Annotated in this window: 18 protein-coding genes, 1 tRNA gene and 2 pseudogenes; 11 read left to right on the top strand and 10 right to left on the bottom strand. The window is 62.9% G+C overall.

Annotated elements, in window-relative coordinates:
• The first annotated feature begins 76 nt into the window (after window positions 1–76).
• A complete protein-coding gene (locus QX124_RS14170) occupies window positions 77–1,438 on the top strand; it encodes a glycoside hydrolase family 3 N-terminal domain-containing protein (protein ID WP_315797469.1) in 1,362 nt (453 codons plus the stop codon).
• A gap of 20 nt (window positions 1,439–1,458) precedes the next feature.
• Here QX124_RS14170 and QX124_RS14165 read toward each other — a convergent pair whose 3' ends face one another.
• Entirely contained in the window at window positions 1,459–1,746 is a 288-nt protein-coding gene (locus QX124_RS14165; protein WP_315738073.1) for a hypothetical protein, read from the bottom strand.
• A 289-nt stretch (window positions 1,747–2,035) separates the two neighbouring features.
• Here QX124_RS14165 and QX124_RS14160 point away from each other — a divergent pair, with 289 nt between their 5' ends.
• Window positions 2,036–2,230: a hypothetical protein gene (locus tag QX124_RS14160; RefSeq protein WP_315797468.1), complete on the top strand. Its 195-nt coding sequence runs from the start codon at window positions 2,036–2,038 to the stop codon at window positions 2,228–2,230.
• A gap of 103 nt (window positions 2,231–2,333) precedes the next feature.
• Here the strand turns inward: QX124_RS14160 and QX124_RS14155 are convergent, their stop codons facing one another.
• Entirely contained in the window at window positions 2,334–2,918 is a 585-nt protein-coding gene (locus QX124_RS14155) for a hypothetical protein (protein WP_315738071.1), read from the bottom strand.
• Between QX124_RS14155 and QX124_RS14150 the strand changes: the two genes are divergently transcribed.
• Together QX124_RS14150 and QX124_RS14145 are read left to right on the top strand one after the other, a co-directional pair.
• On the top strand, window positions 2,911–3,471 hold the full coding sequence (locus tag QX124_RS14150) for a type 1 glutamine amidotransferase domain-containing protein (protein WP_315774903.1): 561 nt from the start codon (window positions 2,911–2,913) through the stop codon (window positions 3,469–3,471). The two genes, QX124_RS14155 and QX124_RS14150, sit on opposite strands and share 8 nt — an antisense overlap.
• Window positions 3,472–3,737: 266 nt before the next feature.
• Window positions 3,738–6,027: pseudogene (locus QX124_RS14145) on the top strand (FdhF/YdeP family oxidoreductase).
• 14 nt (window positions 6,028–6,041) lie between these two features.
• On the opposite strand, the gene QX124_RS14140 reads toward QX124_RS14145, so the two are convergent.
• A complete protein-coding gene (locus QX124_RS14140) occupies window positions 6,042–7,535 on the bottom strand; it encodes an HWE histidine kinase domain-containing protein (RefSeq protein WP_315797467.1) in 1,494 nt (497 codons plus the stop codon).
• Between the two features lie 13 nt (window positions 7,536–7,548).
• Window positions 7,549–13,728, bottom strand: a complete 6,180-nt coding sequence (locus QX124_RS14135) for a HAMP domain-containing protein (protein WP_409997701.1) — start codon at window positions 13,726–13,728, stop codon at window positions 7,549–7,551.
• Window positions 13,729–14,378: 650 nt separating this feature from the next.
• On the opposite strand from QX124_RS14135, the gene QX124_RS14130 reads away from it, so the two are divergent.
• Both QX124_RS14130 and QX124_RS14125 read left to right on the top strand, forming a co-directional pair.
• The gene (locus tag QX124_RS14130; RefSeq protein ID WP_315797465.1) at window positions 14,379–14,570 is read left to right on the top strand and encodes a hypothetical protein; all 192 of its coding nucleotides are present in this window, start codon (window positions 14,379–14,381) and stop codon (window positions 14,568–14,570) included.
• Between the two features lie 24 nt (window positions 14,571–14,594).
• A complete protein-coding gene (locus QX124_RS14125; RefSeq protein WP_315756589.1) occupies window positions 14,595–14,726 on the top strand; it encodes a hypothetical protein in 132 nt (43 codons plus the stop codon).
• Window positions 14,727–14,736: 10 nt separating this feature from the next.
• Here the strand turns inward: QX124_RS14125 and QX124_RS14120 are convergent.
• Window positions 14,737–15,164, bottom strand: a pseudogene (locus QX124_RS14120) (SDR family oxidoreductase); the annotation flags it as partial.
• A 211-nt stretch (window positions 15,165–15,375) separates the two neighbouring features.
• On the opposite strand from QX124_RS14120, the gene QX124_RS14115 reads away from it, so the two are divergent.
• Together QX124_RS14115 and QX124_RS14110 are read left to right on the top strand one after the other, a co-directional pair.
• Window positions 15,376–15,540 carry a hypothetical protein gene (locus tag QX124_RS14115; RefSeq protein WP_315738065.1) on the top strand — a complete coding sequence of 55 codons (165 nt, stop codon included), beginning with the start codon at window positions 15,376–15,378 and terminating at the stop codon, window positions 15,538–15,540.
• 72 nt (window positions 15,541–15,612) lie between these two features.
• Window positions 15,613–15,981, top strand: a complete 369-nt coding sequence (locus QX124_RS14110; protein WP_315797464.1) for a PRC-barrel domain-containing protein — start codon at window positions 15,613–15,615, stop codon at window positions 15,979–15,981.
• Window positions 15,982–16,066: 85 nt separating this feature from the next.
• Here QX124_RS14110 and QX124_RS14105 read toward each other — a convergent pair whose 3' ends face one another.
• Together QX124_RS14105 and QX124_RS14100 are read right to left on the bottom strand one after the other, a co-directional pair.
• The gene (locus tag QX124_RS14105; protein ID WP_315738063.1) at window positions 16,067–16,342 is read right to left on the bottom strand and encodes a hypothetical protein; all 276 of its coding nucleotides are present in this window, start codon (window positions 16,340–16,342) and stop codon (window positions 16,067–16,069) included.
• A 265-nt stretch (window positions 16,343–16,607) separates the two neighbouring features.
• Entirely contained in the window at window positions 16,608–16,763 is a 156-nt protein-coding gene (locus QX124_RS14100; RefSeq protein WP_315738062.1) for a hypothetical protein, read from the bottom strand.
• 1,129 nt (window positions 16,764–17,892) lie between these two features.
• Between QX124_RS14100 and QX124_RS14095 the strand changes: the two genes are divergently transcribed.
• The 3 genes from QX124_RS14095 to QX124_RS14085 all read left to right on the top strand — a co-directional run bounded on the left by QX124_RS14095 (window position 17,893) and on the right by QX124_RS14085 (window position 20,887).
• Window positions 17,893–19,929 (top strand): acyltransferase family protein, encoded by a 2,037-nt coding sequence (locus QX124_RS14095; RefSeq protein ID WP_315797463.1) that lies wholly within the window; start codon window positions 17,893–17,895, stop codon window positions 19,927–19,929.
• A 149-nt stretch (window positions 19,930–20,078) separates the two neighbouring features.
• Window positions 20,079–20,552 carry a hypothetical protein gene (locus tag QX124_RS14090; RefSeq protein WP_315759349.1) on the top strand — a complete coding sequence of 158 codons (474 nt, stop codon included), beginning with the start codon at window positions 20,079–20,081 and terminating at the stop codon, window positions 20,550–20,552.
• Window positions 20,553–20,674: 122 nt separating this feature from the next.
• Entirely contained in the window at window positions 20,675–20,887 is a 213-nt protein-coding gene (locus QX124_RS14085; RefSeq protein WP_315738059.1) for a hypothetical protein, read from the top strand.
• Window positions 20,888–20,969: 82 nt separating this feature from the next.
• Here QX124_RS14085 and QX124_RS14080 read toward each other — a convergent pair whose 3' ends face one another.
• The 3 genes from QX124_RS14080 to QX124_RS14070 all read right to left on the bottom strand — a co-directional run bounded on the left by QX124_RS14080 (window position 20,970) and on the right by QX124_RS14070 (window position 22,549).
• Window positions 20,970–21,131: a hypothetical protein gene (locus tag QX124_RS14080; RefSeq protein WP_315797462.1), complete on the bottom strand. Its 162-nt coding sequence runs from the start codon at window positions 21,129–21,131 to the stop codon at window positions 20,970–20,972.
• Between the two features lie 472 nt (window positions 21,132–21,603).
• Window positions 21,604–22,341 (bottom strand): FkbM family methyltransferase, encoded by a 738-nt coding sequence (locus QX124_RS14075; protein ID WP_315797539.1) that lies wholly within the window; start codon window positions 22,339–22,341, stop codon window positions 21,604–21,606.
• 131 nt (window positions 22,342–22,472) lie between these two features.
• Window positions 22,473–22,549: transfer RNA gene (locus tag QX124_RS14070), tRNA-Arg, on the bottom strand.
• Window positions 22,550–23,022: the final 473 nt, after the last annotated feature.

The raw sequence follows: 23,022 nt of genomic DNA, 5'->3' as shown, positions 1-23,022 counted from the left end.
CGATTCCACATCTGGCGCAGGGGAAGCGTGATTGTTACGCAATGGTCGTCTTTCCCTGGGATGATCGGCTGCACACATGCTCGGACGTATCAGGACCGCGGTTCTCTGGCTTCTTGCTCTGCTCTTCATTTTCGTCACGCTGAACAGCAACGAGCCCTATCTGGTTCGGCTGCGGGGCAGTGGCCACGCAGCCCTGCTTCTCATAGGACTTGCCGTTCCGCTGCTACTGATGCTCGGCGGTCGGTGGCGGCGGGATGCCGCCGGACGCGCGCTCGTCGTGGCATGGTGTGTTCCGCTGATCATGCTGACGTCGACGCAGTTCATGTTTGCTTGGCGCAAGTACGAGACGTTCCGCACGCCCCCGGACGTGGCGCATCTGCTCGGCCGGCATTTCATCGTCGGCTACACGGCCGTGGACGACGCCGCCGCGCTGGCGCGACAGGGATTGATCGCGGGCGTCTATGTGACACACCACAACGTACGTGGCCGGACCGAGCCTCAATTGCGCGCCGAGATCGCGCGATTGCAGGCCGAGCGCCGGAGCGCCGGGCTGTCGCCCCTGCTGGTTGCGGCGGATCAGGAGGGAGGCACTGTCGCACACCTGTCTCCGACCCTGCCGAACATGCCCGGCCTCGCGACGCTGGCCGATCTGCCGGCCTCTCGCCGCGCGCAGGATGCGTTCGCGATGGGACGTACCCAAGGTGAGGCGCTCGCGGCTGCGGGCATCACCTTCAATCTGGCTCCTGTCGTCGACCTTCGCCCGAGCTGGACGCGCAACCGACTGGACTTCCACACCTTGATCGGCCGGCGCGCGATCTCCAACGATCCCACGGTGGTCGGCGACATCGCGCTTGGTTATGTCCGCGGCTTGGAAGCAAGCGGTGTTCGCGCGGCGGTGAAGCACTTCCCTGGCCTCGGGCGCGTCGCGGCGGACACGCATCACTTCTCGGCACAGCTCGACACGGCAGTCGATGTGTTGGAACAGTCGGATTGGCGGCCGTTCCGACAAGTGCTGCAGGGCTCGCACGCGGCAATGATGGTCGGTCACGTGATGGTCTATGCGATCGATCCAGAGCGGCCTGCCTCACATTCCAAGGCCGTGCTCGATGGCCTCATTCGCGGCCGCTGGAACTATCAGGGCGTGGTCGTGACGGATGATCTGGTGATGGGGGCGGTCTATGGCCGTGATCTGTGCAAAGCCGTCGTGGAAGCGCTCAATGGCGGCGCCGATCTCTTGCTGGTGGCCTATGACGGGACCCAGTTCCATCGCGTGCTTGCTTGCGCCAAGGAAGCTCTGGCGGAAGGACGCATCGATCTCGATGCACTCCGGAGGAGCGATGAGCGGCTGAGGCGCTGGAGGCCTGAGGACAATCCGTCCGAGCCTTCGACCATCTCGACGGTTCGGGTGGAAGGCGTGCGTCGGAATGTCGTCGACTGACTCGCAGCAGGAGCCCACACTCAGCGCGGGCCGTTGCCCGTCCAGTTGCGCCAGGCGACGTTGGAGAGGCTACGCAGGTCGGTCGCCAGCGGGCGTCGCGTCTGCTTATCGTGCTGGGCAATGACCTGCTCGGACTCACGAATCTTGAGCTGGAGCTCAGCCACTTGCCGCTTGGTCAGTTCCAGCGCTTTCCCGTCGGCGCTCTCGCCGACGGTGAACCGGGCCGTCTCGATCTGCTTCAAGACCGCACGATTCTTTTTGAGCTGGGCGCGATGCCAGGCAACCTTGCTGTCACTGTCCGCAACCATGGTGCACTCCCGCGAAATGCCGCGAAGACTAAACAACCAGGTCTTGATTCGCGACGGCTCCAGGCCGGCATCGGCAACATGGGAATACCATTTGTCGATCTGTTGTCCTGATTACTTGGGGCACGAACGCTCCAGTCCCCCGCGAGCGTCTCGATCTCATTAATCAGTTCGGATGCCCCAGCCTGTGGAGTGGCTTGCGTAAGTTCATGATTTGTTCTAGATTGCAGCGATGCTTGCCTATGGGTGCTCCATGCGCGATCTGTGTTGGGTCCGAGACGAGATCGATCGAATGCGTCTACAGGTCGGGCGGCAGCGTCGTGAAATCTTGCAACTGCGGCGAGCCGGAGTGGCGACAGCCGCGGCCGAGGCGCTGTTGCAGCGCATGCTGCAAACTCTCGAGCGGCTGCGGCAGCAGCGCGAGCAGCTCAAGGTGGAGCAGGCGAGCCTGCTGCCTCGCAAGCAGCGGGGCGCCCGGCACGCATGAGATGCTGGCGGCGTTGGGAGCATCGCGGAGCGATGCCAGTCATCTGGAGCCAGAGCGAAAAACGGACCCTCCGGACGCGAGGGCTCTGACCGGCCGATGTGCGTCAGCGGTTCGATGCTTGCGACAGGTCGTTGTTCGGCGCGCCCGAGCCGACTTCATCCTGATCCGTTGCACCCTGGCTGGGGCGTGCGGAGCCCTGCGACTTCCTGTTGGCTGCCGTCGTTGGCGCTGGTTCGGAGGTACGAGCCTCGGGCAAGACGATGTCCGGCGGCACGGTCATGAGCTCTTCCGCGGTAGCCTCGCACGATTTGATCTCGAAATTGTTGTCCAGGATCTTTTCGCCGTGCGTGCCGAGCGTGATGAGATCAGCCTGTTCCGCAGCCTCCCAGACCTCGCGCTCGGTACGAAACGGACGGGTCAGCTGTTCGTCATTCTCAAACAATGCGTAGGGCACGAGCGCCTCCAGATTGCGATCCATCGAGGCAGCGATGCCGCGCTGCTCAAAGCCGGCCGTCCATTCGAGGCAGGCACGTCCAGACAAACTGCTGCAGGTGCTGGCTGGTTCCACGCAGGAGCTTGCCGATCCGATCGACCAGTTGTGACGATCCGTCCGGCCCGCCCGGCGGAACATGGACGCAAGCGCGAGGTTGCCCGCGGTGTCGAATTTCCAGGAGAATTCAATGGACATCAAGGGAAAGAAGATCGCGATCCTCGCGACCAACGGGTTCGAACAATCCGAGCTCGAAGTGCCGTGCGACCGCTTGAAGCAGGCGGGCGCGACCGTCGAGATCATCTCGCTCGCGCCGGGCGAGATCAAGGGCTGGGATGACAAGGATTGGGGACGGTCCGTCAAGGTCGACAAGACTTTGGACCAGGCTTCTGCTGCGGACTACGACGCCGTCGTGCTGCCGGGCGGTCAGATCAATCCGGATCTGCTGCGTCTGGAGCCGAAGGCACTGCGGTTCATCAAGGAGATCTTCGAAGCCAAGAAGATCGTTGCTGCGGTCTGTCATGCGCCGTGGCTCCTGATCGAGACCGGAATTGCCAAGGGGCGCAAGATGACGTCCTACAAATCGATCAAGACGGACGTCGCCAATGCCGGCGCGCAGTGGCAGGACGCGGAGGTCGTTGTCGATCAGGGCGTGATCACATCGCGCGATCCCAGCGATCTGGAAGCCTTCAGCGCCAAGATCATCGAAGAGGTCAAGGAAGGCCGCCATCTCAAACGCAATGCGGCCTGAGTCCGCAGCGATCGGGGCGCGGGGACGGGCCCAGCGTCCGAAGGTGTTCGGACGCTGGGCCGCAGTCCACACGGAGCGCCTCCAGCGCAATGGGGGAACGCCGCCAGAGGCCCAGAAAAGACGCGCGGCGGGCTGGGTCGTTCCCAATTCCGCCCCCGATCGCACATTGGCCAGTGGTCGACGGCCTCGCAACGTTCAGTGAGACGTCGGAACTTCGCTGCTTATCCCGGGTTTGCCGCTCTTGAACGGGCCGCGGGAGATGTGTCGTGAGTGAGAAAGCAAAAATCGAGGACTACAAGGCTCCGGCCGGCGGTTGGGGATCGGTGCGCGCGGTCGCGAGCATCCTGACGCAGGAGGAGGTCACGCTGCTCGGCAGCGAGATCCTGCTCAAACAGAACAAGCCAGGCGGCTTCATGTGCGTCAGCTGCTCCTGGGCCAAGCCGGCAAAGCCGCACCCGTTCGAATTCTGCGAGAATGGCGCCAAGGCAACCGCGTGGGAAATCACCGGCAAGACGGTCGGACCGGAGTTCTTTGCTCGGCACACGTTAGCTGAGTTGCGGACCTGGTCGGATCATCAGCTGGAAGAGCAAGGGCGTCTTGCTCATCCCCTGCGCTACGATGCTGCGGCGGATCGCTATGTCGCCGTGAGCTGGGAGGAGGCCTTTCGTGACGTCGGCGCGGAGTTGAACAATCTCGATCCGCATTCGGTCGTGATGTACACCTCGGGCCGGGCTTCGCTCGAGACCAGCTACATGTATCAGTTGTTCGGCCGCATGTACGGCACCAACAAATTTTCCCGACAGCTCCAACATGTGCCACGAATCCACATCAGTGGCTCTGCCGGAGGTGATTGGCGTCCCCGTCGGTACGGTGCTCCTTCAGGATTTCGACAAGGCAGATTGCTTCTTCTTCTTCTTCGGCCAGAACACGACGACCAACTCGCCGCGCATGCTGCATCCGTTGCAGAAGGCGGCACAACGCGGCGTGCCCATCATCACGTTCAATCCGCTGCGGGAGCGTGGGCTGGAGCGCTTCACCAATCCACAAAATCCCATTCAAATGGTGCTGACCGGGGGAACGCGGATCAGCACGCAGTATCATCAGCTGCGCATTGGCGGCGATGGTGCGGCGCTACTCGGATTGTGCAAGGCCGTGATCGAGGCGGATGATGCCGCGGTCGCGACCAAGAGCCCGCGCGTGCTCGATGTCGCCTTCATCGAGCAGCACACGTCCGGCTTCGAAGCTTTCGCAACCTGCTGCCGGCAGGCGTCGTGGAGCGATATCGAACGCTCCTCCGGCCTCACGCGCAGCGCTATTCTGGAGGCCGCCAAGGTCTACGCAGGCTCACGCGCCGTCATAGCCAACTATGGGATGGGAATTACCCAGCATCGCCATGGCGTCGAGACCGCCAAGATGATCGTGAATCTGCTGCTATTGCGCGGCAACATCGGGAAGCCCGGGGCGGGTATCTCGCCTGTCCGCGGCCATTCCAACGTGCAGGGGCAGCGTACCGTGGGAATCTCGGAGAAGACCAAGCTGGTGCCGCTCGACAAGCTGGCCGAGCTTTATTCCTTCGAGCCGCCGCGCTGGGACGGTCTCAGCACGGTCGATGCCTGCCAGGGCATCATCAAGGGCGACGTGAAGGGCTTCGTCAGCCTCGGCGGCAATTTCCTGCGCGCCGTTCCGGAACGTTCGCTGATGGAGCCGGCATGGTCGAAGCTGCGGCTGTCGGTGCAGATCGCAACCAAGCTCAATCGCAGTCACCTCGTTCCGGGCGAGGTGACCTATCTGTTGCCGTGCCTCGGCCGCATCGAAATCGACCGGCAGGCGGGCGGAGAGCAGGCGGTCTCGAAGGAGGACTCCACTACCTGCATTCACGGCTCGCGCGGCCAGCGCCAGCCAGTCGCCGAGACCCTGTTGTCCGAACCAGCCATTGTCGCCGGTCTCGCCAAGGCCACCCTGAAGCCAAATCCGCGAGTCGACTGGGATGCCTGGGTCGGCGACTACGCGCGCGTCAGAGATGCCATCGAGCGAACCTATCCCGACCAGTTCAAGGACTTCAACAAGCGCCTGTTTCAGCCCGGCGGCTTTCCGCGGCCCATTGGCGCCCGCGAACGCAAATGGAAGACATCGACCGGCAAGGCGAACTTCACCGTGCCCAAGGCGGCACTCAATCCGCCGGAGGAAGGCAATGGCGTGTACCAGTTGATGACCTTGCGCGCCGACGGCCAGTTCAACACCACCATCTACAACGAGGACGACCGATTTCGCGGCGTCACGGGTGGCCGTCAGATCGTTTTCATGAACGCGAGCGACATGGCTGATCTGGGCATCAAGCAGGGCGAACTGGTTCGGCTTTCGACCGAGGCCGATGACGGCGTGGCGCGCTCGCTGGGCGGGCTCCAGGCAGTGGCGTTCGACATTCCGCGCTACAGCGTCGCGGCCTACTACCCCGAATGCAACGGATTGATTCCGCTATGGCACTACGCGGAGGGGAGCAAGGTGCCCGCCGCCAAGTCGATCCCGGTCCGGATCTCGCGCGACATGGCCGCCTGAGCCGTCCGGAGCGGTCAGCCGGCAGCCCGTTGTCGTGCGTCGCCCGGCGCCACCGTTGCGCAAGGGCTTGTGATCTCCGGCGGGGTCGCGCCGGGGCGGAGCGGGACGACCAGCCGGCACACCAATCCTTCGGGACGCCAGTCGAACGAGGCGCGCCCACCGAGCTGGCTTTCCACACTGGCCATCAGGCTGCGCGTGCCGAAGCCGCGCGAGGTCGGCGCGCGCACCAAGGGACCGCCGGTTTCAATCCAGATCAGATCCAGGCGCTCATTCTCGATGGTCCATTTGACTGAGAGATGCCCGGAGCGGACCGACAGCGCGCCGTATTTGGCCGAGTTTGTCACCAGCTCGTGCAGCGCCAGCGCCAGCGTCTGCGCGGTCGCCGGCTCGAGTTGCAGCTCGGCGCCGTCGAAGGCGACCTGGCCGCCAGTCGCATAGGGCGCGAGTTCTTCGGCCACCAGCCTGCTTATCTTCGCACCTTCCCAGCTTGATAGCGAGAGGATGGTGTGTACGCGGGCCAGCGCGCTGATGCGCCCCTCTACCGCGTCGACATAGGTCTTCACGCTGTCGGCTTTTGTCAGGCGAACGATCGACTGGGCCAAGGTCAGCGCATTCTTGGCGCGATGATCGACCTCGCGGGTCAGTAGGTTCTGGCGTTCCTCGGCGCGTTTGCGCTCGGTGATGTCGATCGTGACCCCGCTGACGCGGATCACGCGACCGGTCCTGTCGGTTGTCGCTGCGGCCGTTCCGACGCACCAGCGTTCTTCGCCATCTGGCCGGTTGATCCGGAACTCAGCCTCATACGATGTCGTGCCTCGGCTGAATTCCGCGACCACTTGGCGGGCACGCTCGGCATCCTCCCGGTGCAGGAGCGCCATGATGTTCACGGTGTTCAGCTCGAAGCTCTGAGGCGAGACGCCGAAGATGCGGTACTGGCCCTCGTCCCACATCCAATCGCCATTGACACCGTCCCAGTCCCACGAACCCATCCTGCCGGCCGCGATCGCCATGCTCCGACGCTGCTCGCTCTCGACGAGCTTTGCTGTCGATCGCTCAAGCTCGGCCGTGCGGGCCCGTACCCGGTCCTCCAGCTCAAGGTTGAGATGTTCCAGCTCGCGTGTCTTGCGATAGAGCTCGGCAAAAACCTTGATCTTGGCGCGCAGCACCTCCGGCACGACGGGAACCGGTACGTAGTCGACGGCGCCCATCTCATAGCCACGAAGGCGGTCGAAGTCGCTCACCTGGATGGCGGAGATGAAGATGATCGCAATCTTCTGGAACCTCGGATGCTCACGGATCATTTGCGCCAGTTCGAAGCCGTCGAGCTCGGGCATGCAGACGTCGACGAGGATCACCGCGATCTCGTTCTTCAACAGAATTTCGAGCGCCTCGCGCCCGGAGGTGGCGACTACGAGTTTCTCGCCGAGTTCCTTCAGGATGACCTCGTAAGCCAGCAGCTTCGCCGGCTGATCGTCGACCAGGAGGATGTTGACCTTCGCATGTTCCATCATGATGAACCGTTCAGCGGTGCAGCCACATGCGGATCGCAAGGAGCAGCTGCTCGGTGTTGACGGGTTTTGCCAGATAATCGGAGGCGCCAGCTTCGAGACACTTTTCGCGGTCTCCCTTCATGGCTTTCGCGGTCAACGCGATGATGGGGAGCCGGACGAAGGCGGGATTTTGCCTAATGACGCCGATCGTCTGGTAACCATCCATCTGCGGCATCATGATGTCCATCAGGACGATCGAGATCGCGGGATTGCTCTGCACCAGGTCGATCGCTTCGCTTCCGGTGGTCGCCGTCAGCACTTTCATGCCGCGGCGTTCCAGCACGCTGGAGAGAGCAAAGATGTTGCGGGCGTCGTCGTCGACCAGCAGCACCGTCTTGCCGATCAGATCTTCGTCGGAACTGTTCAGCTTCTCCAGCATGCGCTGCTTCTCGAGCGGCAGTTCCGTAATCACACGGTGTAGGAACAACGACGTCTCGTCGAGCAGCCGCTCCGGTGACTCGACGCCCTTGACGACGATGCTGCGCGCCATCGTATGCAGTTCCGCATCCTCCTCGGCCGACAATTCCCGCCCGGTGAAGACGACCACCGGAACGCTCGACAAGAAATCGTCGGAGCGCAATTGATCGAGTACGTCGAACCCGCTCATGTCGGGCAGCCGCAGATCGAGAACCACGCAATCGCACGGCGCGCTGCGCAGCGTCTCGAGCGCCGAAGCTCCCGTATGCGCCGCGATGATCTCGATGTCGTCGTGATCCAACAACTGGCGGATGCTGAGTTGCTCGGCCGCGTTGTCCTCGACGATCAGTAGCCGCTTGCGTCGCGGCTTGGCGTATTCCTTGATCTGCGACAGGGCCGCGCTGACGCCTTCCGTTGTCGTGGGCTTGCTGACAAAGGAGAACGCGCCACGCGCCAAAGCGTGCTGGCGGTCTTCGTCGAGCGTGATGATCTGCACCGGGATGTGCCGCGTCAGCGGATTATGCTTGAGCTGGCTCAGAACGGTCCAGCCGAGCATGTCCGGCAGGAAGACGTCGAGAGAGATCGCGGCCGGTTGATACTGCTTGGCGAGGTCCAGCGCCTCGGCGCCGCGGCCGGCGATCAGCACCTTGAAGCCCTTGTCGCGCGCGAGGTCGATCAGGACGCGCGCGTAGTGCGGATCGTCCTCGACCACGAGCAGGATCGTATCGCCGGGTTCGAGATCGAGACGATCGTCCGGCGGGGGCTCGATCCCGCGCTCCGGCGCGGCCGCTTGCTGTAGTGCTGGGGGTTGAACATAGGGAACGGGCGATGCTGGACTGACGCGGGGCGTCGTTGCGGGACCTGAATATTTGAGCGGCAGATAGAGCGTGAAGGTGCTGCCCTTGCCGGGTGCGCTCTTGAGATGGATCTCGCCGCCCAGGAGGTTGGCGAGCTCGCGGCTGATCGCGAGCCCGAGGCCGGTGCCACCATATTTGCGGCTCGTGCCGGCATCCGCCTGCTGGAACGCCTCGAAGATCAGTTTCTGCTTGTCTTGCGGAATGCCGATGCCGGTGTCCGAGACTTCGAACGCGATCACGGCCGGTGCAGTGTTGAGCACCGGATGTTCTGCGCTCCATCCGCCGAGCGCCGCAGATACCTTCAAGCGCACCCCTCCTTCGGCGGTGAACTTGAAGGCGTTCGAGAGCAGATTCTTCAACACCTGCTGCAGGCGCTTGGAATCCGTGACGATGCTACGCGCAAGGTTCGGGTCCACGTCGATGTTGAAGGCGAGCAGGCGATTTTCCGCCTCGTGGCGGAACGGACGTCCCACGGTTTCCAGGAGGTTGGTGGTGAGGATCTCCTCGGCATCGACCGTCACGGTGCCGGACTCGATCTTGGAGAGATCGAGGATGTCGCTGATCAGATTGAGCAGATCGGTGCCGGCGCCATGGATGGTGCGGGCGAACTCGACCTGCTTGAGGGTGAGATTGCCGTCCGGATTCTCGGTCAGCTGCTGGCCGAGGATCAGGATGCTGTTGAGCGGCGTGCGCAGCTCGTGCGACATGTTGGCGAGGAACTCGGACTTGTACTTGGATGTCAGCGCGAGCTCGGTCGCCTTTTCCTCGAGCGCGCGGCGGGCCTGCTCGATCTCCTGGTTCTTGCGCTCGACCTCGACGTTGCGCTCGGCGAGCTGTTGCGCCTTCTGCTCGAGCTGCTCGTTGGTCTGTTGCAGCTCGCGCTGCTGGGTCTGAAGCTCCGCGGCGAGCTGCTGCGACTGCTTCAACAGCCCTTCGGTCTGCATCGTGGCTTCGATCGAATTGAGCACGATGCCGATGGAGTCGGTGAGCTGCTCGAGGAACGTCATCTGCGACGTCGTGAACAAACTAAGCGATGCCAGCTCGATCACCGCCTTGACCTGGTTCTCGAACAACACCGGCAGCACCACGAGGTTCTTCGGGACGGCGCGGAGCAGGGCGGAGCCCACGGGGATGACGTCGGATGGAATCTCGGAGACGAGCCGCTGTCGCTTGTCGATCGCGCATTGTCCGATCAGCCCCTCGCCGAACTGGACGTGAGTCCGGTGAGGATAGATGCCGTCATCGGCGTATGAGGCAAGCAGGCGCAGCTGTGGCGTGGACTCGGTCTCGACCTGGTAGATCACACCGCGGTGGGCGTTCACCAGCGGCGTCAGCTCGGTCAGCAGCAGGCGGCCGACGGTGGTCAGGTCGCGCTGGCCCTGCAGCATGTTGGTGAACTTGGCCAGGTTGGTCTTGAGCCAGTCCTGCTCCGTGTTGAGGTCGGTGGTGAGCCTCAGATTGGTGATCATCGTATTGATGTTGTCTTTGAGCTCGGACACCTCGCCGCGGGCATCGACCTGGATGGAGCGGGTGAGATCGCCCTTGGTCACGGCCGTCGCGACCTCGGCGATGGCGCGCACCTGGGATGTCAGGTTGGCCGCAAGCAGGTTGACGTTGCCGGTCAGATCCTTCCACGTGCCGGCCGCGCCGGGCACGTTGGCCTGGCCGCCGAGCCGGCCCTCGACGCCGACCTCGCGGGCAACGCTCGTCACCTGGTCGGCGAAGGTCGCCAGCGTCTCCGTCATGTTGTTGATGGTTTCGGCGAGCGCTGCGACCTCGCCCTTCGATTTGACCGTGAGGTTCTGCTTGAGATCGCCATTGGCGACGGCGGTCACGACCTTGACGATGCCGCGGACCTGCTCGGTCAAATTCGCGGCCATGAAATTCACGGTATCGGTGAGGTCCTTCCAGGTGCCGGCAACGCCCGGCACCTGCGCCTGTCCGCCGAGCTTGCCCTCGGTGCCGACCTCGCGTGCCACGCGCGTCACCTCGCCGGCGAAGGCGTTGAGCTGATCGACCATGGTGTTGATGGTGTTCTTCAGCTCGAGGATCTCGCCCTTCACGTCAACCGTGATCTTGCGCGACAGGTCGCCGCGCGCCACGGCGGTTGTCACCTCGGCGATGTTGCGGACCTGCGTAGTCAGGTTGGCCGCGAGCAGGTTGACGTTGTCGGTCAGGTCCTTCCAGGTGCCGCCGACGCCGGGCACAACGGCCTGGCCGCCCAACCGGCCCTCGGTGCCGACCTCGCGCGCGACGCGCGTCACTTCGGCCGCGAACGAGCGCAACTGCTCCACCATCGTGTTCAGGGTGTCCTTGAGCAGCAGGATCTCGCCGCGCACGTCGACGGTGATCTTTTTCGACAGGTCGCCGCCGGCGATCGCGGTCGCGACCTCGGCGATGTTGCGCACCTGGGCCGTCAGGTTCGAGGCCATGAAGTTGACGCTGTCGGTCAAATCCTTCCAGGTGCCCGCGACTTCCGGCACCTCGGCCTGGCCGCCCAACTTGCCTTCGGTGCCGACCTCGCGCGCCACGCGCGTCACTTCGGAGGCGAAGGCGTTGAGCTGATCGACCATGGTGTTGATGGTGTTCTTCAGCTCGAGGATCTCGCCCTTCACGTCGACGGTGATCTTGCGCGACAGGTCGCCGCGCGCCACTGCTGTGGTCACCTCGGCGATGTTGCGGACCTGAGCCGTCAGATTGCCGGCCATCGAGTTGACGCTGTCGGTGAGATCCTTCCAGGTGCCGGCGACGCCGGGCACGTTGGCCTGGCCGCCGAGCCGGCCCTCGGTGCCAACCTCGCGCGCGACGCGCGTCACCTCGCCCGCGAAGCGGTTGAGCTGATCGACCATCGTGTTCAGCGTCTCTTTGAGGCTCAGGATCTCGCCGCGCACGTCGACGGTGATCTTGCGCGACAGGTCGCCTCCGGCGATGGCCGTTGCCACCTCGGCGATGTTGCGCACCTGCGCCGTCAAATTGCCGGCCATAGAGTTGACGCTGTCGGTGAGATCCTTCCAGGTGCCGGCGACGCCGGGCACCTCGGCCTGGCCGCCGAGCTTGCCGTCGGTGCCGACCTCGCGCGCCACGCGCGTCACTTCGCCGGCGAAGGCGTTGAGCTGGTCGACCATCGTGTTCAGCGTTTCCTTCAGCTGAAGGATCTCGCCGGAGACGTTGACCGTGATCTTCTTCGACAGGTCGCCCTTGGCGACGGCGGTGGCGACCTCCGCGATGTTGCGGACCTGGCCGGTCAGGTTGGAGGCCATCGAGTTGACGCTGTCGGTCAGGTCCTTCCAGGTGCCCGCGACTCCGCGCACCATGGCCTGGCCACCCAGTTTGCCCTCGGTGCCGACCTCGCGCGCGACGCGGGTCACCTCGCCGGCGAACGCGTTGAGCTGGTCGACCATCGTGTTGATGGTGTCCTTCAGCTCCAGGATCTCGCCGCGCACGTCGACGGTGATCTTCTTCGACAGGTCGCCATTGGCGACGGCGGTCGTCACCTCGGCGATGTTGCGGACCTGCGCCGTCAGGTTCGACGCCATCGAGTTGACGCTCTCGGTGAGATCCTTCCAGGTGCCGGCGACGCCGAGCACGTTGGCCTGGCCGCCGAGCCGACCGTCGGTGCCGACCTCTCGCGCCACGCGCGTCACCTCGCCGGCGAACGCATTGAGCTGGTCGACCATTGTGTTCAGCGTTTCCTTCAGCTGAAGGATCTCGCCGGAGACGTTGACCGTGATCTTTTTCGACAGGTCGCCGCTGGCGATGGCTGTGGCGACGTCGGCGATGTTGCGGACCTGTGCCGTCAGGTTCGACGCCATGAAGTTCACGTTGTCGGTCAAATCCTTCCAGGTGCCGGCAACGCCGGGCACCTGGGCCTGGCCGCCGAGCTTGCCCTCGGTGCCGACCTCGCGCGCCACGCGGGTCACCTCGGAGGCGAAGGCGTTGAGCTGGTCGACCATCGTGTTGATGGTGTCCTTCAGCTCCAGGATCTCGCCGCGCACGTCGACCGTGATCTTGCGTGACAGGTCACCGCGGGCGACTGCAGTGGTGACGTTGGCGATATTGCGGACCTGAGCGGTGAGGTTGCCGCACATCGCGTTGACGGAGTCGGTGAGGTCCTTCCAGGTGCCGGCAACGCCGGGAACGATGGCCTGACCGCCGAGCTTGCCGTCGGTGCCGACCTCGCGCGCCACACGCGTCACCTCCGACGCGAACGACCTGAGCTGATCGACCATCGTGTTGATGGCTTCCTTCAGCTGCAGAATTTCACCACGCACGTCGACCGTGATCTTCTTCGACAGGTCGCCATTGGCAACCGCGATCGTCACCTCCGCGATATTGCGGACCTGGCCGGTGAGGTTGTTGGCCATGGAGTTGACGCTCTCGGTCAGGTCCTTCCAGACGCCCGTGACTTCGGGAACCTGGGCCTGGCCGCCGAGCTTGCCCTCGGTGCCGACCTCGCGCGCCACGCGGGTCACTTCGGACGTGAAGACGCTGAGCTGCTTGATCATCGTATTGACGATGGTCGCCGACTGCAGGAACTCGCCGCCCAGAGGCCGGCCATCGACGTCCAGTTTCACGGTCTGCAAGAGGTCGCCTTGGGCCACGGCGGCAACCGCGCGCGTCACCTCACGGGTGGGCCATAGAAGATCGTCGATCAACGTGTTGATCGAGCTCTCCATATCCGCCCAGGAGCCGCTTGCGATGCCGAACCGCACGCGCTGGCGCGTCTTTCCCTCCCGTCCCACGACCTGGCCGACGCGCTCGAGCTGCTGCGCCATCCGCTCGTTGGCCGCAATGATCTCGTTGAACGTGTCGGCGATCTTGCCGTCGATGCCGAGATAGTCGCCGCCCATACGCACGGAGAAATCTCCGGAACGCATGGCCTGGAGAGCGCGGAGCAGGTCCTGGCTGGCATCGGCCGCCTCGGCTCCGTTGCCTTGGCGGCCAAACCCTTGGCGCTCGGGCATCGGACTGGCAGCAGAATCGAGATCGCTCATCAAGTTCCCCGTGGCAGACCGTCTACCAGCAAAAATCCGAGACTCGGATAGCCGGCGGCCATAGAAGCCGCCGCAACTACTCAAATCAAGCCAGGATGCCGATTTCCAAGGCTAATGGAACCGGCCTTTACTGGCGCGAGTGCTTCAACTCCAATCCAGGAAAAGGGTTCCCATGTATTCGTCGCTGACGAAGGAGGCGATTTCCATTGGAACGGGGAAAGGGGGCGCGTCTCATTCGAGTAAGAGGAGAACCCGCCTCAAGTTCGCTATTGCTGCCGTCTTGATGCCTCCGAAGGGGACTAGCAATGGAAACCACGGCAGAGACGGGGATGCCGGAAGCAATGGCGCCGAGATGCCGACGGATCCGAAGATCCCGAGACGCCTAAGAATGCAGGCCCTTCACGTTGGCAGTGTCGCGTCGCTTCTGAGCAGGACCCGCGCTGCAACGTGCGCCATGTTCCACCAGCGCAGAGCGAACATTAATATCGTGTAACAGAGTTGCGGCGGTCCGCCGTGGCTCCCAGCTGATTGAGATGAAACGATCGGATCTTTTCAGAGAGAACGCAGACAACTGTCTCCAGTTCGCGGAGCGCGCCGACGGAGAGCCGGCGTTCCGGCGCTATCGACGCATGGCCCAAGGTTGGAAAGCGCTCGCGCTCCAGCAGGATTGGCTCGATGGCGAAATCGCACCGCTCGGCGAGTACCGGACCGCGCTACGCGAGTAACCAATCTGGATGGAGGAGCGTCCCATGACCCCCCGCACCGTTCTCATTGCGCTGCTGACGGCCTTTAGCCTGGCCTCGGCCGTCGCCGCGTTCACGACGATTCGTCAGGTGCATACGGAAGCGTATTCGCTGCCGCAGCCCATCACCCACATCTGAACCAGCGGCAGCCGAACTTCTCCATCTTCTCCATCGTGGCCCCGCCGGAGACCTGAAGCGGCGTCCAGATCGGCCCGGGCGCGACGGCGTTCACGCGTATGGCCTTCGGTCCGAGCTGCTTGGCCAACGACTTCACATAGTTCATGGGTCGCCGCCTTTGTTCGCGCATAGTCGTAGAGATCCGCAGAGCCATCATAGGCCTGCTCGGACGAGGTGCCGATGATGACCGATCCCGGCTTCAGATGGGGCAGGGCGGCCTTGATGATCCAGAACGGGGCATAGGTATTGGTTTTCATCGTCGCGTCGAAATCTTCGGACGAGACATCCAGGGTCGACTGACGCGTCTGCTGCCGCGCGGGTGTTATTGACGACAATGTCGAGTCCGCCGAGTGCTTCGACGGCCTGTTGCACCAGCCGCCGGCAGAACGTCTCCTCTCGAGGGACGTGGTCAACAGCCTGAGATCGCCAACGTTTCGTTTGGATCGCTCAAAGCACCGTGTTGCGCCAGATGCGCGGTCGGCTCTGCGGCCTGTTGGCTCAAGGAGGGAACGAACAGGCGCGGCCCGCGTCGTTTCGATCGAATCGCAGCGGCGTCAGCGCTATCCAATCCGGCGCCCTTCGTGGATCACCAACCAAGGAGAGCCATCCGATGGCGCAGCAAGGCCAAGGCATCGTCAGGACAGGACGCGGTGAGGATCAGCCCGCCGACAAGGAGCGTGCGCAGCAGGTTCATAAGACCACATCTCCGGATGCTCCGTCCCGCGAGGCGACACGTCATCCCGAGCAGGACGGTAACCCGTCGGAGGCCGACTGAGAGCGCTTCAGGCTCTTGGGAACGGCCGGTGACGGCCGAACGTTATCGATCCACTCGCACCGGGAGGACCACATGACGTCGATGCTCGATGAACGCGAATATGGCAACCTGATTGGAAGCGACAAGGTCGAAGGCACGGTCGTTTATGGCGCCGACGACACCAAGATCGGCACCATCGAACGCGTGATGATCGACAAGCTGAGCGGGCGGGTCTCGTATGCCGTCCTGGGCTTCGGCGGTTTCCTCGGGCTTGGGAATGATCACTACCCGTTGCCCTGGCAATCCCTGAAGTACGACACGCGACTCGGCGGCTACGTTACCGGCGTGACCGAGAACCAACTGCGAGGAGCGCCGAAATATTCCGACGAGCGTGAGTGGGACTGGGGGGATGCCGGGGCGGGGCGCAAGGTCGACGACTATTACGGCGTCCAACTCGCGTAGGACCGCCGATCCCGTTCATTGCCCTGGCGAGGCTTGCTGACGAACGTGGCGCGTAGCGGCCATCGTCAGCGATCTCCGATGAATCTCAGGCGGCCGGCGGCTGAGCGCCGCTTTCGGCCGCCGATCCAGCCATCATGCTGCGGCGGCTCGACAGCCAGATCGGGATCTCGCGGTAGCAGGTGCCTTTTTCATTCATCTCCGCGACCGTCCACCGGCTCGGATGCCGTTCCTTGCCGACGAAGACCCAGTCGTCGGCGGCGGGCGGCGGCTCATTCGGCCTCGTCCTCAGCCATGCCGAACGAGCTCCTTTCGGCAAGCGATCCTGCTTCATCTGATAGAGATCATATACTGGTGAACGCATGACGCTACTCGTCCTCAAGCAACCGCAATCCTCAACACCCTCAGCGTGTCGCGTCGTCGCGGCGGAATTGTGGGAGCGGCGCGGCCAAGCTGTGCAAAAGCACGATCAAGCCTGCAATGGACGGCATCTGCCATATTCTTCGCGTGGCGCGTATCACTTCGAAAAGGCGACGCGCGGGGCCGTTCAACAACCCCGCGAGCCCGGACCGACGCCGATTGCGTCCGGCAATGAAGAGCCGCCAGCCTCGACCGGCAGACTGATCAAATCAGAAGAAGGCGTAGCTGAGATCGAGACCGTAGGTGGCGTGGAGAATGAAGCCAAACGCAGTGGCGCCGCAGAGCATCAGGATCGTGCGCAGCTTCTCGGAGTCGATACGAGTCTCTTCGAGATGGGTCGGGAGAGCCTTGATGAGTGTTGTCATTGTGGGACCTCTGTACGCGAAACGAAGACGGAGAGTGAGTTTTGAAAAGTATATCCGAGGTTGTTAGATCCCGTTTCTGGGGAGGTGGTTTTTGTAGGGCCCCAGAAGAGTTCTAATTGTGAAAGAGGAACCCAGCATCGTGCAGTTTTTGGGGCAAAGTTGCGGAAAGTAAATGATCAGTAAATTAAATCTGAGGTTGATATTAGTTGCGTGCAGTATTGTTGCACGTTTTGGCTGTTGAAAGAAGTTGCCAGGTTGCGGAGACGCGGCGTCGCACGTTTTTAAGCCAAATTCCTTCAGGGAAGCGGTTTAGGCGCGCTCAGCCTGCGCGGGCCGGTGCCGATAAGCACTGTCCGAGGTACGACGCCAATGCGGTTGCAAAAGCAACTCGAAGTATAGAGGCAGCCCACCTCGACCTCGGCCGATTTGTGGCGAGGTGTTAACGGCTATGGCGATGTCGCCACTCGCTCGCCAGCTTCTTTGGCATGACTGGTATCATGTGAGTGGTGACGACGGAAGGCGGTCGCTGAAATCTCGCGGGTGGGTGTGCTCATCAAACAACAGCCGCACAATCATCGAGCGTGGATCCCGCGTGCGTCTCGCGTCGAGCCTAGTTGAGGCGTCAGCGTGGCAGGCGTTTCGTGGATGATGATCGCGGGAGTACGCGCGGCACGTCTGCCCGCGTGACGACAGCGCGTTGCTAGGCCGGGGCAATCAAGGCGGAGGGCTGGTCAGTCACGGACACACAAGCGGTCCTTGTGTCGAAAGCTGCGTCGGGCGGGGGCGCGCTGGCGCAGTGAATGATCCGGCTTGCCGGCATGTTGGCCTTGACGGTGCTGCCATTCTCTCTGGCGCGTCGGGCTTCCAATCACCGCCTCGAAGTCAGCACCGGGATCGGGACCGAGTGCGAGTTCTCTTGATGCTCGCGGGATGACCCCCGCAGGCGAATGGCCTCCCGCTGGGTCTGCGATCCGTCGGCGTCCCCACGCGGCGGGGCCGTGAGATGGTGCGGCAATTCGGATACACCAACCAAGAACGGTATTTCCGTGTGTTTCGGTACGTTGCAATCCATTTGCGGACATGTCAGCAGGTAACTCGTTAGGGCGAATGGCCCGCCCAGGCTACCAGCATGACGCGCACAAAGGTTTTGGAGTACCGGCCGGACATCGATTGGCTGCGCGCCGTAGCCGTGATTTCGGTCATTGGATTTCATTTCGAGTTGCCAGGTTTTGGCGGCGGGTTTGTCGGCGTCGATATCTTCTTCGTCATCTCCGGTTATGTGATCTCCCGGCTCATCTGGACCGGCATTCAATCCAATTCGTTTTCGTTCATCGCCTTCTACGAACGAAGGGCGCGGCGCCTGCTTCCGGCGCTCTACCTGATGATTGTCGTCACCGGGATAGTCGCGTGGTTCTTTGCGCCTCCTGGCGACTACCGAATGTTTTTCGGAAGCGCGGTCTCTACGCTTCTGTTTTCGTCGAACATCTTCTTCTGGTCGCAGACCGGCTATTTCGATCTTCCAACGATCGGGAAGGTTCTCATCCACACTTGGTCATTGTCGGTGGAGGAGCAGTTCTACTTCCTGTTTCCGGTCGTGACTTGGCTCTGGAGCAGGCTGTTTCCCGACCCAACGTCGAAGCTGTCGCTCGGACTGATCGTCACCGGAACGGTCGCGCTGTGCGTGCTCGATGAGCTTTGGATCAAGCAATCGCCCTCTGCCGCCTTCTACATCGCCCCGCTGCGGGCCTGGGAGTTTTTGATCGGAAGCATCGCGTTCTTTCTGCATCGATGGTCACCGGTCAGAAGCGAGGCGCGTCTCATCCTTGCGACAGCCGGCATGGGCTCCATGCTGATTCCCGTGGTCATCTTCCGCGCGGAGACACGATTCCCCGGGTTGCATGCGCTGATTCCCTGTCTCGGTACTGCGTTCTATATTGTCGCCTTCAATCAGGAGCAGGGCAGGCCCCGGCTGCCGTTCCGCGAGACCGGAGCCTTCCTCGGCCGTCTGTCCTATTCGCTCTATCTTTGGCATTGGCCGGTGTTCGTCCTCGGCAGGGCCGCGCTGCCGCTCGATGTCGCGACCTCGGCGTTTGCTACCGCCGGGCTCCTGCTGTGCTCGCTGCTGCTGGCCTATCTCTCTTACGTCATCGTCGAGCGGCCGGCACGCGCGCGAACGGAGTGGGTTGGCGTGCGTGGCTCCCCGGTGATCGCGGGCATTGCCGTCGTCCTGATCGCGGTCGGAGTTCACGGCATCGCTCATGACGGCTACGCCGATCGCTTCCCGCAATCCCAGGCACGAATGCTCCGGTACGATTCCCGGACGATGGAGCCGTTCTATCGTGCGCACAGCTGCTTCTTGCAGCCCGATGAGCCGCCATCGGCCTACGACTTTGATGCGTGCCTGAAGCCGGCCGCAAACAAGCGCAACATTCTGCTCGCCGGCGACAGTCTCGCCGCACATTATGCCTGGGGATTGCGCAGCTACCTATCCTCCGATGCCTATCATCTTCTGCAGCTTACGTCAGCGGCCTGTCCCCCGTTCGTCGAGCTCAAGCTGAGCACCTCGCGAAACTGCAACGACGTCAATCAGCTGCTACGCGATCAGATCAGGGCCCACGGCTTTGACGGCGTCGTTCTTTCCGGCAATTGGCGCGCCTATCTCGAAACCTACGGCCAGCCTCCTGCACGGCGCGTCGATCGGTATTTGAACGCGCTGCTGGCGGCAGCTCAGGAAGCCGGCGTTCCAGTTCTGCTCCTCGGTCCTTCGATCGAGTTCCCCGCTCCCTTGGCTTCGACGTTGTTCAACCATGAGCAGACGCACGTCCCAATCGGCAATTCGCTCTTGCCGCGAGAGGGGGCGTTCAAGGCGGACGACCGCTTGAAGGAGATCGCCAGCGCGTATCCGCTCGTTCAATACGTTTCCATTCTCGACACGATTTGCAGCAAGAGGCGTTGCCCGCTGACGATCGACGCGGAAACGCCGATTGTTTGGGACACCATCCATTTCACCCCGGAAGGGTCGAGGTTTGTCCTTTCGCAACTCGCGCCGCAACTGGATGCGTTCTTGCGGAGACTGGGGCAGCCCTCCGAGACCGGGACGCACGAACTCGTGGCTGGCGACGGTCCGACGGCAACCCGGAACGTCGCTCCATCCCAGGTTCAATGATGAGGAGCGATCGAGCACGGGACCTGCGGGAGCCATGAACCTTCGACTGGGGTCGCGCGTTCGCCTGCCGCTGATGGCGGACGCTGCCTTCGCTGAGCCGCGAAGGTGGTTCAACGTCATGTTTTCTCAAGCCGTTGGGGACGACAGACATGAATCCGATCATCAAGGCCATGGCTGTGCTTGCATGCGCCGCGTGCTGGAGCAACGCCGCGCCGGCCGAATCGGTGCGCTGGAACACCTATAGGATCCCGGAGACCGGCACGTCGGTCGACATTCCCGTCTCGATCTTCAGCGACACGGCGGGCCAACCCGGGGGCTATGGCCAGCGCTTCCAGACCGCGGACGGTCGCGCCAATCTGACCGTGCAGTCGATGCCCAATGACACCCGGGAGTCGCCGGCGCGATTCCTCGCCCAGAAGAACCCGCCGCCGAACATCCAGTACAAGCGGATCACCTCGCGCTTCTTCGCGGTGTCGAGCTACAAGGGCGATTACGTCTGGTATAATCGCTGCAACTTCGTTGGGGGCTATGTCCACTGCGTGCTGATCAACTACCCCCGGGCCTGGGAGCGCGATTGGGACGGCATCGTCACCCGCATCAGCCTGTCGCTGAATCGGAGCTGAGCGGGACGCCCATAGCGAAGCCTGGGACCGGCGGCTTTGATCCGCCTCAATGATACCGTCGGGCTCCGTCGCATAAGCTTCGGCTTCATTTCAGCCGCCGCTTACAGACGAGCCCGCCCCTCATGGCCGCCGCGTCCTTCACCGTCCGGGCCGAAAGCGCCAGCGCGATCGCCACCATCAGGTGCCGCAGCGCGCAGGATGCGCTGCTCACGGCAAACGCCTATCTGCGTCTCGGCGCTGCCTGCGTCAGCATAGAGACTCCGGGTGGACAGAGGATGAGCCCAGACCGGCTCGATGCGCTGCTCAACGATTCCGGCGGGCGCATCGGCTTGTGAAGCCGGGCGTCATGCAGATCGGCAATCATCGCTGGCGTGATCGCGACGGCCTGCCCGGTGCCTCCCGGGAGCACATCCAGGTTCAGGGTGACGACGCTTCGATGCGGTCGTCGGGCAGCACCGTCGGCCACGAGACATCCGCGATATAGGGGCCGTAGAGGACGTCCTGACGCCGCTGGTAAATGATCGTGAGGGCGACAGCGGCGATGAAACAGATTGCGGCAAACATGGCTAGTTCAAACATGGTTCAACTCCATCGCCCAAGACGTGGCGGATGAAGGGCGCCGGCGTCAAATGGAAGCCGCCATTAAGCTGAAGAGCAAAGCTTGATGCGCGTTGGTTTTCCGGACGAGCAGTCTGCAAGCAGACAGCCAAAGTGAGCCGGCGGCGCCCGCGCGGCTCAATCTCGGATCGAAATTCCGGCCACTCGGCCGCGAGCTACTCCGCGACGGTCGACTGATCGGTATTGAGCTCTGGAAACATCGCCCGGCAGCTCAGGCAATAGGATTCGAAAATGAAGCTCAGCAACGCGGACATCGGTAACCCCTACGGTCGATTTGATGTTCGGCAACATGCCGGGGGTCTGTTTCACGACGACTTCGTAGGCGCGGCGAAATGGTTTCGATCGGCTCCCGGAATGTTTCGTCCTGCGCGGGGGAGGGGCGATTGATCAGCGACTGTGACATCATCATCGACCAGCCCGGCTCATCCGCAGTTCAGGACGTGGGCGCGTGCAAGCTCCTGAAGATGAAGTTGTTGCAGTAGTCCTTTCGCTTCCAGAACCATTCGCCATCGGCGCGCTGGTGGATCTCCGGGTCGAAGCCGGACAACGGAAGCAATCTCCCGCGGCTCAGGAATTGGCCTCGATAGCCAAGACCCCGCAGGAGCAAGAACGTCTCCTTCACCCTGTCGAGCGTCGCTAGGCGGTGGTCGCACTCGACCACGATCAACGGCCGGCATCGGCGCAAGGTGCGCTCGGCGCCGCGCAGCACGTCGAGTTCGGCACCCTCGACGTCGATCTTGATCGCAGACACGTTTCCCGTATCGGGGAGATAGTCGTCCAACGACGTCGTCTGCACCTGGATCGTCTTCGAGGTCTCGGCGGGGCGGAGCAGCGAGGCCCCGGGCTGGTGCCCCTCGGGCACGAACAGGGTCTTCTTGCTGGAGCACGAATAGACGGCGCGCGCTTCGACCACGACGTTGTCGAGCGAGAACCGCTTGCAGAGCCGCGCCAATCTTTCGGCCAGGTCCGGCTGGGGCTCGAAGGCGACGACCCGCCCCGGCGCCGACCACCGCGCCAGCCAGTAGAGAAAACTGCCCTTGTTGGCGCCGATGTCGCAGACGACGTCGCCGCGCCGGATGTGACGCCGCAGCTCGGAAAGCTCCGTCTTGTGGTCGCGGAATCTGGACCGCAAAATTCTCACCAGAAACCGGGATGCTTCATGTTTCGCCAACCGAGCCCCCCAATGCCATGGCCACGCATGCGCCAAACGAAGGCAAGCTTGGGTGCGCACGCCCTGTCGTTCACGGCAATGTTTCGAAATGGACGAGCGGCGGGGCGCCACGATGGCGCTGGCGTGGCGATTGGCGATCCCAGCAGGACTCGAACCTGCAACCCGCGGAGTAGAAATCCGCTACTCTATCCAGTTGAGCTATGGGACCGTCGTCGCGACGTGAACGGCACGGGCGGACGTCGCGGGATGACTCCCCGAGGCGAAGCCCCGCCGGTACGGCCATCCCATAGCATGGGTCATATGAAAAATCTTCCGTTTCGCCAAGACCGTCCGAACCGGATACGGGCCGGCGGCGACCAAGCGGAGGCGGAGGAGGGTCATCAAGGGCCGTTCGCGCGTCAGCGGCGCTGGTCAAACGGCTGCCGCGGTCTTTGCCGGTATGCCATGTCCTGTGAACATGTCCTTTGAATTGCCGTTGATGAACAGATTTTCCCGGCCGCGGCCGCCTGCCGATGGCAGCCAAGGCCACGGGTCGCTATCTTGGCCCCTACAACTCTTGCCATCAGTCCGTCACCATTTCGCGTCCATTCTCGCCACCAATCGGCCAAACACGGGCGTCGATCCGTGCACCGCCAGGACCTGTCCGGAAATCTTTCCAGAGAACTTTCAAAGAGCCGTCCA

It is taken from the genome of Bradyrhizobium sp. SZCCHNRI3043, from assembly GCF_032377735.1.
Lineage (GTDB): Bacteria > Pseudomonadota > Alphaproteobacteria > Rhizobiales > Xanthobacteraceae > Bradyrhizobium.
This window is presented reverse-complemented; position numbering and strand designations above follow the sequence as displayed.